General features: G+C 70.7%; 15 protein-coding genes and 1 riboswitch. Of the genes, 7 read left to right on the top strand and 8 right to left on the bottom strand.

The genetic code is table 11. The features are described 5' to 3' along the window. Nucleotides 1-12: 12 nt before the first annotated feature. Nucleotides 13-2271, bottom strand: coding sequence for a helicase-associated domain-containing protein (locus BN977_RS09885; protein ID WP_036397389.1), 2259 nt, complete (start codon nt 2269-2271; stop codon nt 13-15). Between the two features lie 84 nt (nt 2272-2355). Here BN977_RS09885 and BN977_RS09880 point away from each other — a divergent pair, with 84 nt between their 5' ends. From BN977_RS09880 to BN977_RS09865, 4 genes are read left to right on the top strand one after another with little or no spacing between them, the layout of a single operon-like run. Next, the gene (locus tag BN977_RS09880; RefSeq protein WP_024449957.1) at nt 2356-2547 is read left to right on the top strand and encodes a hypothetical protein; all 192 of its coding nucleotides are present in this window, start codon (nt 2356-2358) and stop codon (nt 2545-2547) included. A 46-nt stretch (nt 2548-2593) separates the two neighbouring features. Next, nucleotides 2594-3028, top strand: coding sequence for a cyclic pyranopterin monophosphate synthase MoaC (moaC, locus tag BN977_RS09875; protein ID WP_046872683.1), 435 nt, complete (start codon nt 2594-2596; stop codon nt 3026-3028). Beyond that, a complete protein-coding gene (locus BN977_RS09870) occupies nt 3021-3497 on the top strand; it encodes a MogA/MoaB family molybdenum cofactor biosynthesis protein (protein WP_024449955.1) in 477 nt (158 codons plus the stop codon). Before moaC ends, BN977_RS09870 begins: the two co-directional genes overlap by 8 nt. Beyond that, on the top strand, nt 3487-3915 hold the full coding sequence (locus BN977_RS09865) for a molybdenum cofactor biosynthesis protein MoaE (RefSeq protein ID WP_036398824.1): 429 nt from the start codon (nt 3487-3489) through the stop codon (nt 3913-3915). Before BN977_RS09870 ends, BN977_RS09865 begins: the two co-directional genes overlap by 11 nt. 70 nt (nt 3916-3985) lie before the next feature. Here BN977_RS09865 and BN977_RS09860 read toward each other — a convergent pair whose 3' ends face one another. The 4 genes from BN977_RS09860 to BN977_RS09845 form a co-directional block, all read right to left on the bottom strand. Next, nucleotides 3986-5335 (bottom strand): transglycosylase family protein, encoded by a 1350-nt coding sequence (locus BN977_RS09860; protein WP_036397387.1) that lies wholly within the window; start codon nt 5333-5335, stop codon nt 3986-3988. Between the two features lie 9 nt (nt 5336-5344). Then, nucleotides 5345-5523: riboswitch (cyclic di-AMP (ydaO/yuaA leader) on the bottom strand. A gap of 246 nt (nt 5524-5769) precedes the next feature. Beyond that, on the bottom strand, nt 5770-6024 hold the full coding sequence (locus tag BN977_RS09855) for a MoaD/ThiS family protein (RefSeq protein ID WP_036397386.1): 255 nt from the start codon (nt 6022-6024) through the stop codon (nt 5770-5772). A 1-nt stretch (nt 6025) separates the two neighbouring features. Then, nucleotides 6026-7075, bottom strand: a complete 1050-nt coding sequence (gene moaA / locus BN977_RS09850; RefSeq protein ID WP_036397385.1) for a GTP 3',8-cyclase MoaA — start codon at nt 7073-7075, stop codon at nt 6026-6028. Then, nucleotides 7076-7465 (bottom strand): YccF domain-containing protein, encoded by a 390-nt coding sequence (locus BN977_RS09845; protein ID WP_024452053.1) that lies wholly within the window; start codon nt 7463-7465, stop codon nt 7076-7078. 116 nt (nt 7466-7581) lie between these two features. Between BN977_RS09845 and BN977_RS09840 the strand changes: the two genes are divergently transcribed. Together BN977_RS09840 and BN977_RS09835 are read left to right on the top strand one after the other, a co-directional pair. Next, a complete protein-coding gene (locus tag BN977_RS09840) occupies nt 7582-7992 on the top strand; it encodes a cold-shock protein (protein ID WP_024452052.1) in 411 nt (136 codons plus the stop codon). A gap of 95 nt (nt 7993-8087) precedes the next feature. Continuing rightward, nucleotides 8088-9047, top strand: coding sequence for a glutathione S-transferase family protein (locus BN977_RS09835; protein ID WP_036397384.1), 960 nt, complete (start codon nt 8088-8090; stop codon nt 9045-9047). 1 nt (nt 9048) lies between these two features. Here BN977_RS09835 and BN977_RS09830 read toward each other — a convergent pair whose 3' ends face one another. Further along, the gene (locus tag BN977_RS09830) at nt 9049-9537 is read right to left on the bottom strand and encodes a DUF2771 domain-containing protein (protein ID WP_036397382.1); all 489 of its coding nucleotides are present in this window, start codon (nt 9535-9537) and stop codon (nt 9049-9051) included. Beyond that, nucleotides 9534-11108: an MFS transporter gene (locus BN977_RS09825; protein WP_036397381.1), complete on the bottom strand. Its 1575-nt coding sequence runs from the start codon at nt 11106-11108 to the stop codon at nt 9534-9536. The genes BN977_RS09830 and BN977_RS09825 overlap by 4 nt, the downstream gene beginning before the upstream one ends. 150 nt (nt 11109-11258) lie before the next feature. Here BN977_RS09825 and BN977_RS09820 point away from each other — a divergent pair, with 150 nt between their 5' ends. Beyond that, nucleotides 11259-12116, top strand: coding sequence for a DUF3027 domain-containing protein (locus BN977_RS09820; RefSeq protein ID WP_051561229.1), 858 nt, complete (start codon nt 11259-11261; stop codon nt 12114-12116). Here BN977_RS09820 and BN977_RS09815 read toward each other — a convergent pair. Then, complete coding sequence (locus BN977_RS09815) at nt 12113-12577, bottom strand: SRPBCC family protein (RefSeq protein ID WP_036397380.1); 465 nt, start codon at nt 12575-12577, stop codon at nt 12113-12115. The two genes, BN977_RS09820 and BN977_RS09815, sit on opposite strands and share 4 nt — an antisense overlap. Nucleotides 12578-12583 lie beyond the last annotated feature (6 nt).

Genomic DNA, 12583 nt, shown 5'->3' with positions numbered 1-12583 from the left:
TCATCCCATCCATTATCCAGAGTCCGCCGACACCACCGAGGTCACGCGATGGATGGCGAACTCGCGCACGCGGCCGGCCGCCGGGTCGAACGCCGTCAGCTGCCCGCCGCGGATGTTGATCGGTTCCACCACGCGCTGGGTGGCCACCCCGGCCGGATCCACGTAGCCCATCACCACCGGCTGCTGGTTGAGTGCGGCCTGCTGCAATTCGGCGATCAGCCCGGCCGGGTCCAGCCGCTGACCCGCCGCCGGCGCGGCGGACACCTTGCGCAACACGGCGACGATGGCGGCCAGCGTCTGGGCGTTGGGGGCGCTCAGCGGCCGGTAGGTCCGGCGCTTGCCCTGCACCGGCACCCGGGAACCGCGGGCGCTGATGTCGACGACGGCCCCCGACGAGTCCTCGGCGGCGGGGACGAACCCGGCACTGCGCAACGCGGTCAGCACGTCACCGATCTGGTGCTGCGAGACGGCCACCGTCGGCGCCAGGATGCGCAACTCCAGCGGCTCGACGGCGGGACTGGCCACCGCCTGGGCCAGCAGCGCCGGGTCCTCGCACCGCACGAACGAGGCGGCCATGCCGACCCGCAGCTGCCCGTGCCGGCGCGCCACATCGTCGATCAGATACGTCAAGCCTTGCGGCACCGGAGTTTTCGAATGACGTTCGAAGAACGCGTGCAGTTCGCCCGCGGTGCGCCCGGAATCCAGCGCGTGCCGGATGGACGGCTCACCGATCCGGTAGACCATGGCCGCGCCCGCCGACTCCACGGTGGCCACCACCGCCAGTTGTTCGGCCAGGTCGCGCTGCAGCGGCCCGGGCACCACGACCGTCAGGTCCGCCTGCAGCAGGAAATGGTCCAGCGGGGCCGGCAGCACCTTGTCCATCGCGGCCACGACCTCGTCGTCGGTGCCGCCGGCCAGCAGCACCCGGGCCGGCGAGGCGATGGCGCCGCGACCCACCGCGCCCACCGCGTGCGCCTCGCGCAGCAGGTCGGTGACCGGGCCGAGCTGCAGCCGGGCCGCCCAGCGGGGCCGGTGCCAGATCATCGCCGCGGCCGCCGACGCGGCATCCACCCCGGCGCCCGGTTTCAGTTCGGCCAGCATCTGCAGCAGCAACCGCCGGTCCAGCGGTGCCGCGGTGGAGTACAGCGCGTCCGAGAGGGCACCGTAGGGCTTGCCGTCGGGCCCGCGAGTGCCCACCAAACCGGGGCGCGACGGCAGGTCCAACCAGGTCGCCATGATCAACTGCCAGCGGGTGGCGGTGCTCGCCTCGACGAACCGGTCGGCGGCCACGGTGGGCGCCCAGTACGGGGCGGTGCCGTCCGGCGGCAGCGGATCCGGCACGCCGGACGCGATCAGGCCGGCGCCGGCGGCGATGTCCAGGATCAGTCCGAGGCGTTGTTCGTCGATACCGGTCAGCTTGGTCAACCGCTTGACGTCGCGCACCCCGAGGCCGCCGGCGCGCAACTCGGAAATCGGTGCGGCCGAAAGGGTTTCGATGACAAGGTCGATCTCGCGGAGCAGGTCGATGGCCGCCCCGGCGGCCACCGAGTCGGCGTCGGCCTGCGTCGTGGTCGACACGGTGGGGTCCGGCAGGTGCAGCCCGACCGGCCCGGGCAGCTCGTCGCGCAGCAGCTGGCCGACCAGCCGGGGCAGGATCACGGTGTCGGTGTCGACGCGGTCCAGCAGCCCGGACGCCAGCAGGCGCGGCACCGGGCGATCGGCGGGAGCGCCGGGCACCGCGTCGCGGGTGCGCCCAACCGGGGACCCCTGCGACAGGCGGGTGAGCAACTCGCGTTGCGGCTCGTCGATGTCGGCGAGCAGGGCGGTGATCGCGTCGGCGCTCAGCTCGGGCTCGGCCCGCACGGCCTGCCCGGGAAACCACGGCAGGCCGGACGCCGCTTCGGGGGTGACCCGCAGGGTGTCCTCGCCCCACACCAGCGCCCGGTCGGTCAGATCGGCCAGCGCCGCCTGCACCGCATCGGCACTGGCACGCGAACCCAGCAACTCCACCACCGTCTCCACGAGCACCGGCCCGGCGTCGGCCTGCAGCGCGAGCATCGCGTCGAGCACGGCCAGATGCAGGAAGTCCAGCGCGTCGGTGGCAGCCTTGACCGACTGGCGGGCCTGAGCGCGCGCGGCAAGGGCGGCCAGCGTGCCCGGTGGCGGCTGGGTGAGGTCGGGCCGCAACTCCAGCAGACGAATCAGACGATCGTCGGGAAGGTCGGCCAGCCAGACACCCAGGGGCACGCTGGACGGTGCGTGATGGGTCATCGCTGACCAGCGTAAAGCAGCTTCCTGCCGGGCCGAGTCGCGAGATCGTGACCGGCCTCGCCCCCGCGCGCGGTACCTGCCACAATGTCAGTCGTGGCTGACAAGAAGAACCAGTACGTCGACAATGGCTGGCCCGAGGTGGCCGACGGTGATCACGCCGTCAGCGAACTCGCCACTGATCGTGTCGGCGCGTTGTCGCCGTTCGGCGATGTGACCTTCCCGCTGCCGGCCGACGAGCTGCCGTACACGCACCCGGTCACCGTCGTCAACAAGTAGATCGGTGAGCGGGCTCTCGCACCTGGACGAGTCTGGCGCCGCCCACATGGTCGACGTCACGGCCAAGGAATCCACCAAACGCACCGCCGTCGCCGTCGGCACCGTGCGGACCCGCCCCGACGTCATCGAACTCATCGCCGGTGGTGGGCTGCCCAAGGGTGATGCCCTGGCCACCGCGCGGGTGGCCGGCATCATGGCCGCCAAACGCACCAGCGACCTGATCCCGCTGTGCCACCAGCTGGCCCTGACCGGAGTCGACGTCGAGTTCACCATCGGCGAGGCCGAGGTGACCGTCACCGCCACCGTGCGCACCACCGACCGCACCGGTGTCGAGATGGAAGCGCTGACCGCGGTGAGCGTGGCCGCGCTGACGCTCTACGACATGATCAAGGCCGTCGACCGGGCCGCCCGGATCGACGGGATCCAGGTGGTGCACAAGGAGGGCGGCAAGACCGGCACGTGGACGCGCACCGATGTATAGCGCCGTCGTGGTGATCACCTCGACCCGCGCCGCCGCCGGCGTGTACGAGGACCGCACCGGCCCGATCATCGTGGACTGGTTGACCCGGCGCGGCATCGCCACCGACGCCCCGCGGGTGGTGCCCGACGGCGCCTCGGTGGTGCGGGCGTTGAGCCAGGCCATCGAGGAGCGGCCCAGCGTCATCATCACCTCGGGCGGCACCGGCATCTCCCCGACGGATGCCACCGCGGACGCCACCGCCAACCTCGTCGACTACCAGATCCCCGGGCTCGCCGACGCCATCCGGGCCGCCGGCCTGCCGCAGGTACCGACCTCGGTGCTGTCGCGCGGCGTGTGCGGGGTGCGGTCCGGTGTGCTGATCGTGAACCTGCCCGGCTCCACGGGTGGGGTCAAGGACGGCCTCGGCGTGCTCGACGCGGTGCTGGAACATGCGCTGGACCAACTGCGCGGTGGCGACCATGCCGGCTGAGGTGCTGCGGGTGGCGCTGACCGAGGAGCCCATCGCGCTGGCCGAACACGAAGACCTGGTGGCCCACGCGGCAGCCGGCGCGGTGGTCGGTTTCTCCGGTGTGGTGCGCGATCACGACGGCGGGCGCAGCGTCACCCGGCTGGAGTACTCGGCCCATCCGTCGGCGTTGCAGACGCTCACGGAGGTGGTCGAGGAAGTGGCCCGCGACGCGGTCGGCGTGCGCGCCGTCGCGGTGAGTCACCGGATCGGGGTCCTGCACATCGGTGACGCGGCCCTGACGGTCGCCGTGGCCGCCGATCACCGCGGTGCCGCGTTCGCGACCTGTGCGCTGCTCGTGGACACCGTGAAGGCCCGGCTGCCGGTGTGGAAGCACCAGTTCTTCGGGGACGGCTCCGACGAATGGGTCAACTCGGCGTAATCGCCTGCCCGCAAACGCACAAACTGCACTCCGGATGGAGTGCAGTTTCTGCGTTTCGGGTATGCAGACCTTACGGCGTCGGCAGCAGCGGGGCCGGAGCCGGGCCGGGAGCCGCAGCCGGGGCGTTCGGCGGAGCCGGGATGTCCTCCGGGATGGGGCTGTTCATCGACCGCTGCGTGGTGATGGCGATCAGCGCATCCTTGCCGGTGATGTCCTGGTTCTGCACGGCATGCCAGAGCTGGCGCAGGTAGCTGACGTTCGGGCTCTCGTTGGGGACCGCGTTGGGATCCATCGTCGACCCCGGCGGCAGGTTCTCGGGGCTGATCAGGTGCGGCACACCGTCGGCCGGCGTGGGCAGCTGACCGGAGACCGCCTGGTTGGCGACGTCGTAGGCCGGCTGCGGGATGTTGACGGCAGCGACCGGGGCCAGCGGATCGGGCGCGGGTGCCGCGATCGGGGCATCCGCAGGGGCGGGCGCCGGGGCCGGGGCGGGCGCCGGGGTCGGCAGGACCGGGTCCTGCGGCAGCGGGGCCCCGTGCAGGGCCCACACCTGCGGCTGGTCGGCCGGCGCGGGAGCGGCGTCCCAGCTGGCGGCCTGGATGACGGGCTGGGCGGCCGGATCGACGGGAGCCGGCACGGCATCGGCCGGGGCCGGGACGACATCGGCCGGCGGGGCCGGAACGACATCGGCCGGAGAGGCCGGGACGACGTGGTCGACGGCGACGATATCGGCGGGAGCCGGGACGGGCTCGGGAGCCGGCGGAGGCACCGGGGCGTCCAGCGGGGCGGCGTCGACGGGGGCCGGGGGCAGATCGGCCGGCGCGGGCGCGGGAGCGGGCAGCACCGCGTCGACGGGGACGGCGGGAGCGGCCTCGGGGGCCGGCGGCAGCGGCTCGGGGGCCGGTGGCGGGGGCGGGGCGTCGGGCAGCGGCGCGGCGAGCGCGTCGAAGGGGGCCGGCTCGGGAGCGGGCGGCGGCGGGAGTTCACCGTTGACGCCGGGGTTGTCGATCGGGTTGTCCAGCGCCTGCGGGGCATCGTTCACCACATTGCGCGGGCTCGCGGCGCCGAGGCCGCGGCCGCAAACCGGCCACGCGCCCTTGCCCTGGCTGGCCAGGACACGCTCGGCGACGGCGATCTGCTCTTCCTTGGTGGCCAGGTGCGCGGCCGGGGCGTACTCACCGCCACCGTGCGAGGACCACGTGCCCGGCGAGAACTGCAACCCGCCCTGGTAACCGTTGCCCGTGTTGATCGCCCAGTTGCCACCGGATTCACAGCGGGCGACCTGGTCCCACTGGCCGTCGGTGGCGGCGCCGGCCTGACCGGCCAGAGCGAGGCTTCCGCCGCCGAGGACCGCGCCGGTGACGGCGATCTTGGCGACGCTGACTGAGGATGACGTGGGCTTGCGGTGCCGTCCACTCATAGAAAAAGACAGTCCTCTCGTGAACGCCTACGAGGTCAGCTGTCGGGTTCGGGCTGGAGAGGTCGCCCGGCCTGCGTCGTCGCCGACGCCGGCTTCACCCCAAGGGCTCAGACTGCGAGCCCTGGTCTGCTTTCGGCGGACCGGTGGGTCCCCCGCCTCCATCCAAGGTTGTTCGTCGGTGGCAGTGCCCGGGTGGATGGAGCTCGGCGTACTGGGCGCTGCGGGCTATCCGATAAAGGTCAGATTGCTTGGGCAAGACGGTAACTGCTCGGCGCGTGTGAGTCATCTCGACCCGTTTTCGGCGTTTTCACAGGCAGCAAATCTTGTGAGAACTTTAAAGGCGCAGGACGCCCGGGCGTTTCCGCTGGTGTTTGCCGGAGTCAAACTTCCGGTGGCCTCATTGTGACCGTTTCGTTATGTGACGCAAATCACTGCTATCCGCCGGCGAACGGGGGTAACACATCGACCGTCTGGTTTGTTTCCAGCGGCCTGCCGCGGTCGCGCACCGCGACCTCGTCGCACAGGAACGAGCAGCGTGCCAGCACTTTCGCCAGTTCCGGGCCGCGGGCGGACAGTTGCCGCACCAGCCCGTCCAACGTCAAGCCTTTTTGCAGGTGCAACGTTTCGGTCTCGGTTCCGGCAGCGGCCCGGGCCGCGGCGAAATAGCGCACGGTCACCGTCACGGTCATCTCAGCCGCCGATCGCGCTCATCGGTCGGGCGGGCTGGACGAAGCTCGGATCGTTGATGCCGTGCCCGGCCGGTTTGGCCCACATCGTGCGGCGCCACGCCGCCTCGATCTCGTCGTCGTCGGCGCCGTCGCGCAGCAGCCCGCGCAGGTCGGTCTCGGCGGTGGAGAACAGACAGCTGCGGACCTGCCCGTCGGCGGTCAGCCTGGTCCGGTCGCACGCACCGCAGAACGCCTCGGACACCGACGCGATGATCCCGACGGTGGCCGCGCCGCCGTCCACCCGCCACAGCGCCGCCGGCGCCGACCCCCGCGGTGCGGGATCCGGCCGCAGATCGAAATGCCGGCGCAGGGTGTCCAACACCGTGTCGGCGCTGATGGCCCGGTCCCGGCTCCACTCATGTCCGGCGTCCAGGGGCATCTGCTCGATGATCCGCAGCTGATAGTCGTGTTCCAGGCAGAACCGCAGCAGCGGCACCACGTCGTCCAGGCCGGTGCGCGGATCCAGCACCGCATTCACCTTCACCGGCGCCAGGCCGGCGGCCGCCGCCCCGGCCAGCCCGGCCAGCACGTCGTCGAGGCGGTCGCGGCGGGTGATCTCGGTGAAATGCGCGCGGTCGACGGTGTCCAGGGAGACGTTGACCCGGTCCAGTCCGGCGCGCTTGAGCCCCGCGGCCCGCGCCGCCAGTCCGATGCCGTTCGTCGTCATGGCGATCGTCGGGCGTGGGGTCAACGCGGCGGCCGCCGTGATCACCTCTTCCAGATTCCGGGACACCAGCGGCTCACCGCCGGTGAAGCGGACATTGGTGATCCCGAGCCGGGTGACGGCGATCCGCAGCAACCGGCTCAGTTCGGCGGCGCTGAGCAGCTGGCTACCCGGCAGCCAGTCGAGTCCCTCAGCAGGCATGCAATAGGTACAGCGCAGATTGCACCGGTCGGTCAGCGACACCCGCAGATCGGTGGCGATCCGGCCGTAGGTGTCCAGCAGCGGTCCGCTGGCGGGCATGCCCGGCCGGGTGCCCAGCGTGGGCAGGCCGAGTGCGGTGACCGTCACTCAGACCACCCGCTTCGCGTCGACCGGCACGATCTCTTTACCCAGCGGCATCAGCGACACCGGGATCATCTTCAGATTGGCCAGCGCCAGCGGGATGCCGATGATGGTGATGGCCATCGCGATGGCGCTCACCACATGCCCGATCGCCAGCCAGATCCCGGCCACGATGAGCCAGATGATGTTGCCGATCAGCGCGCCGGGACGGACCCCGGGCTTGTCGACGACGGTGTAGCCGAACGGCCACAGCGCGTACAGCGCGATGCGCAGCGCGGCGAAGCCGAACGGGATGGTGATGATGAGCACGAAGCAGATCAGCGCCGCGAGGAGATAGCCCAGCGCCAGCCACAGCCCACCGAAGATCAACCAGACGATATTCAGGACCAGTCGCATGTCTCCTCCAGCGGTCGTTACAGACTACCGAGCAACTAGTAAGCTCTTCCACATTGCGTCCTGCGCAGGCGGGACGCATTACTTATGTGATCGATGAGACGAGCGGGTGAACAGCAGTGCCGACCGGCAAGGTTAAGTGGTACGACGCCGAGAAGGGCTTCGGCTTCCTGTCCCAGGAGGACGGCGAGGACGTCTACGTCCGGTCGTCGGCGCTGCCTTCGGGCGTCGAGGGGCTCAAGGCCGGGCAGAAGGTCGAGTTCGGTCTGGCTGCCGGGCGCCGCGGTCCGCAGGCGCTGAGCGTCAAGCTCATCGACCCGCCGCCCAGCCTGTCCCGGACGCGCCGCGAGGCCGCCGCCGCCGAACACAAGCACACCCCCGACGAACTGCACGGCATGATCGGTGACCTCATCACGCTGCTGGAGAACACCATCCAGCCCGAGCTGCGTAAGGGTAAGTACCCCGACCGCAAGGTGGCCCGGCGGGTGTCCGAGGTCGTCAAGGCCGTCGCCCGCGAGCTCGACGCCTGATCCTCGCCCGCGCCGAGAGTGCGGTTGTTGGCGCCGATCGGCCGATCCTGCGCCAGAAAGCGTAGTTTCGGCGCGAGAGTGGGAAGACTGTAGGCATGGCCTACGTGAACCCCCAGGGTGAGTTCAACCGTGACACCAACTACATCACCACCCGGATCACCGCGGATGGTCGGGACGGCTACCCCGTCGAGCCGGGCCGCTACCGGCTGATCGTGGCCAGGGCCTGCCCGTGGGCCAACCGCGCCATCATCGTGCGCCGCCTGCTGGGCCTGGAGGACGCGCTGTCCATCGGCTACTGCGGGCCCGTGCACGACGAGCGCAGCTGGACCTTCGACCTGGACCCGGGCGGGCTGGATCCGGTGCTGAAGATCCCGCGGCTGCAGGACGCCTACTTCAAGCGCGACCCCGACTACCCGAAGGGCATCACCGTGCCCGCCATCGTCGACATCCCCACCGGTGCCGTCGTCACCAACGACTTCGCGCAGATCACCCTGGACCTCTCCACCGAATGGACCGCCTTCCACCGCGAGGGCGCGCCGCAGCTGTACCCCGAGCCGCTGCGCGACGAGATCGACGAGGTGGCGCAGCGGATCTACACCGAGATCAACAACGGGGTGTACCGATGCGGATTCGCCGGCACCCAGCAGGCCTACGACGCGGCGTACGACCGGTTGTTCACCGCGCTGGACTGGGTTTCCGAAAGGCTCAGCGGGCAAAGGTATCTGGTGGGTGACACCATCACCGAGGCCGATGTCCGGCTGTTCACCACGCTGGCCCGGTTCGACCCGGTGTACCACGGGCACTTCAAGTGCAACCGGTCCAAGCTGTCCGAGATGCCGGTGCTGTGGGCCTATGCCCGTGACCTGTTCCAGACGCCCGGGTTCGGCGACACCATCGATTTCGGCCAGATCAAGGCGCACTACTACATCGTGCACAAGGACATCAACCCCACCCAGATCGTCCCGAAGGGCCCCGACCTGTCCGGTTGGCACACCGCTCACGGCCGGGAAGCGTTGGGCGGCAGGCCGTTCGGTGACGGCACCCCGCCCGCGTGAGCTAATTCCAGACCGTGCGCACCGACCACTCGGCGTGCGGCAGCGGGAACTCGTTGCCGGCCTCGTCGCGCACCAACGTCGGCAGCTGCACGGCGAATCCGGTCAGCCTGCCGAACCGGGCGTCGACGGTGGGGATGGTGACCGCCAGCGTCGTGCCGGGCCGGAACTCCGAGACGACGGGCGTGGGCGCGTCCTCGTAACCCCGCAGCAGCCACCACGGTGCCCGCGCGATCGCCGACGGCACCGACAGCTGCACCGGGTTTCGCGAATTAACCGCCAAATCGCCTGTGGTTTCCGGGATTTCGCAGTTGTCCAGATCCAGCACCGGGCAGAAGCGGTAGGGTCCGACGCGCACCGAAGCACCATGCGAGTAGGCGCTGATCTCCGGGAAGCCGGTATCGGCGTGGCGGCTGAGCTGCCACACCAGCAGGCCGGTGCCCACCGAGGCGACCAGTGCCACCGCCAGCAGCACCGCGGCGATGCGCTTCATCGGCGCCCCACCGGAGCGGCCAACGGGCCGCCCTCGGTCTCGGCGAGCACCGGGCGGTTACCGCCGAAGCCGGGTATCAGGGACGCACCGTTGTAGCTCACCAGTGTCTGGGCCAGACCGAGAATCAACACGGCCGTGATCGTAGTGAACCCGACCCACAGCTGCGGATAGATGAGCACGCCGGTCGCTCCGCCGGCCACCCACGCCAGCTGCAACAGCGACTCCGACCGGCCGAAGGCCGACGCCCGGGATTTCTCCGGCAGGTCGTCCTGCAGCGACGCGTCCAGCGAGGCCTTGGCGATGGCGCTGGCACCGGAGGTGACCAAGGTGGCCACCGCGGCCACCAACAGGTTGCCCGTGACGGCGGCGGCCAGCGCCATCAACGTCACCGCGATGGCGGCGCGGGTGACCAGCAGGGCGGGCCTGCCGAGTTTGAGCCGGGCGGCGGTGAAGTTGCCGACGAAGTTGCCGACACCGGCCGCCGCACCGATCAGGCCCAGGATGCGCAACTGCTCCCAGCCGCCGTCGCCGTGCGATTTCGCGACGAACGCCGGGTACAGGAACAGGAAACCGACCATCGCCTTGATGGTGCAGTTGCCCCACAGCGAGGTGATGATGTTGCGGCCCAGCGGTTGGCGCTCCTTGGCCGGCCGGCGCAGCGCCTCGGTCTCACCGCCGTGATAGCTCAACGTGGTGGGCACCTCACCGGCGGTCACCTCGACCCACTTCGGGATACGCATCGACAGCACCGCCCCGGCCACGGTCACCGCGACCAGCACGTACAGCGCGCCGGGCAGCTTGGCCATGTTGAGCAGGTATTCGGCACCGGCGGCGATCGCCCCGCCGGCCATGGTGCCGCCCAGCAGGCTGAACATGGTCAGCCGCGAGTTCACCCGCACCAGGTCGATCGTGGGCGGCAGCACCCGCGGGGTGACGGCACTGCGCAGCACCGAGAAACTCTTGGACAGCACCATCATCCCGAGCGCACAGGGGTAGAGCACCCAGGACGGGTAGCTTCCGGTGGCGCCGTCGTAGTTGCCGATCAACACCACGGCCAGCACGGTGCGCAGCGCGAACGACATGGCCAGCGCCACCCGGCGGCCGTGTTGCAGACGGTCCAGCGCCGGGCCGATCAGCGGCGCGATGATGGCGAACGGCGCGATCGTGATGAGCAGGTACAGGGCCACCTTGCTCTTGCTCTCGCCGGAGGCCGCCGCGAAGAACAGGGTGTTGGCCAACGCCACCGCCATCGCCGCGTCGACCGCCGAGCTGGCCACCACCGGCCAGGTGAGTGCCGTCAGCCCGGATTTGTCGGCACCGTCGGCGGTGGCGGCCCGGTGCACCAGGTCGTACATCTTGGTGCCCATCTCGCGGCTGCGCTGGGCGGCGGCGCGGGTGACGGTGACCTTCTCGCCGGCCGACGATCCCACCCCGGACCGGGCCCGCGGCGGCGGTTCGGTCCGTCGCCGGGCCGACTCGTCGTCCAGCGGGGGCAGCCACCGGTTGGCGCTCGGTCCGGACGGCGGATGCTTGCGCCGGCCGATATCACCGTCGCTGGGGTAGTTGGCCATGCCGGGGTGCTCACCGTCGGACGGCGGCCGCGGTGGGTGGTAGCGGGGATCCCGGGAAGGCACAGCTCCGATTGTCCCTTACCGAGACGGCTGCGGCGGGAAGCCCACCGGTGTGGCTCTGGTGGGCATGGTCAGGCAATATTGGACGCGATGGACACAGGAACCGACACCGTCGCCGATCTCACCGACCAGGCAGAACCGCAGGCGCAGCCCGCACCCGAACTTGAGGCGTTGCTGCTCGGTGCGGTCGAGCCCGCCCGCGCCGCGATCGAGGAGTTCAGCGGTGCCGACGCCGTCGGCGAATACCTGGGCGCGGTGTTCGACGACCAGACCGCCGCCACCCATCGCTTCCTCGCGGTGCTGCCCGGCTACCAGGGCTGGCAGTGGGCGGTGGTGGTGGCCGGTTATCCCGGCGCCGACCACGTGACCATCAGCGAGGTGGTGCTGGTGCCCGGCCCGACCGCGCTGCTCGCGCCGCAGTGGGTGCCGTGGGAGGAGCGGGTGCGCCCCGGCGACCTGAGCCCCGGTGATCTGCTGGCCCCGCCGGCCGACGACCCGCGCCTGGTGCCCGGATACCTGGCCAGCGGCGACGACGAGCTGGACGAGGTGGCCGCCGAGATCGGTCTGGGTCGCCGCCAGGTACTCAGCCTGGAAGGCCGGCTCGACGCCGCGCAGCGCTGGCATGACGGCGAGTTCGGTCCCGGGTCGGCGATGGCGCGCGCCACTCGGCGGGTGTGCCGGGACTGCGGGTTCTATCTGCCGCTGGCCGGTTCGCTGGGCACCGTGTTCGGCGTGTGCGCCAACGAGATGTCCGCCGACGGCCGGGTGGTCGACAGCGAGTACGGCTGCGGCGCGCATTCGGACACCCCCGCCCCGGCCGGTACCGGTTCGCCGCTGTACGACCCGTACGACGACGGGGTGCTGGAACTCGCGGAGATCGCGGCCAGCAGTGCCGGCCCGGCAGATCCGGAGAGCCCGGAAGGCTCTGCCGGCCCCGCCGGCTCCTAGCGTCCGGCGCCCTCCGCGGCGGTCTTGATCCGCTGCAGCGAAGCGTTCATGCCGGCCAGCAGCTCCCGCTCGAAGCCGGGCACGCCGCCCATGAACTTGTCGACGAGCATGGTGGGCACGGTCTTGAAGCCCTCGGGCGCCCGGCGGCTCTCGATCACCCGGGTGCCGCCGCCGTCGAGGGTTTGCAGTTCGTAGCTCCACCGCATGGCGTTGAAATCGACGCGGAAGGCCAGCGCGCGCTCGGGTTCCAGCTCGGTGATGGTGCACGTGGTCGGCCAGAACATGTTGTTGCGCCGGTTGACGTTGATCGCCTTGGCGCCCACCCGGGTGCGCCCGAGCACCTTCATGGCCCGGCACTGCGGGCTCCACTGTGGCATCCGGCGCAGGTCCGAGATCAGTGCCCACACCGTGGACACCGGTGCGTCGATGTCGATCTGTGCTTGCAGCAGAGGCGAACCCATGGTGTT

Source organism: Mycolicibacterium cosmeticum (assembly GCF_000613185.1).
Lineage (GTDB): Bacteria > Actinomycetota > Actinomycetes > Mycobacteriales > Mycobacteriaceae > Mycobacterium > Mycobacterium cosmeticum.
The sequence above is the reverse complement of the archived record's forward strand: the minus strand, read 5'-3'. Positions and strand labels throughout refer to the sequence as shown.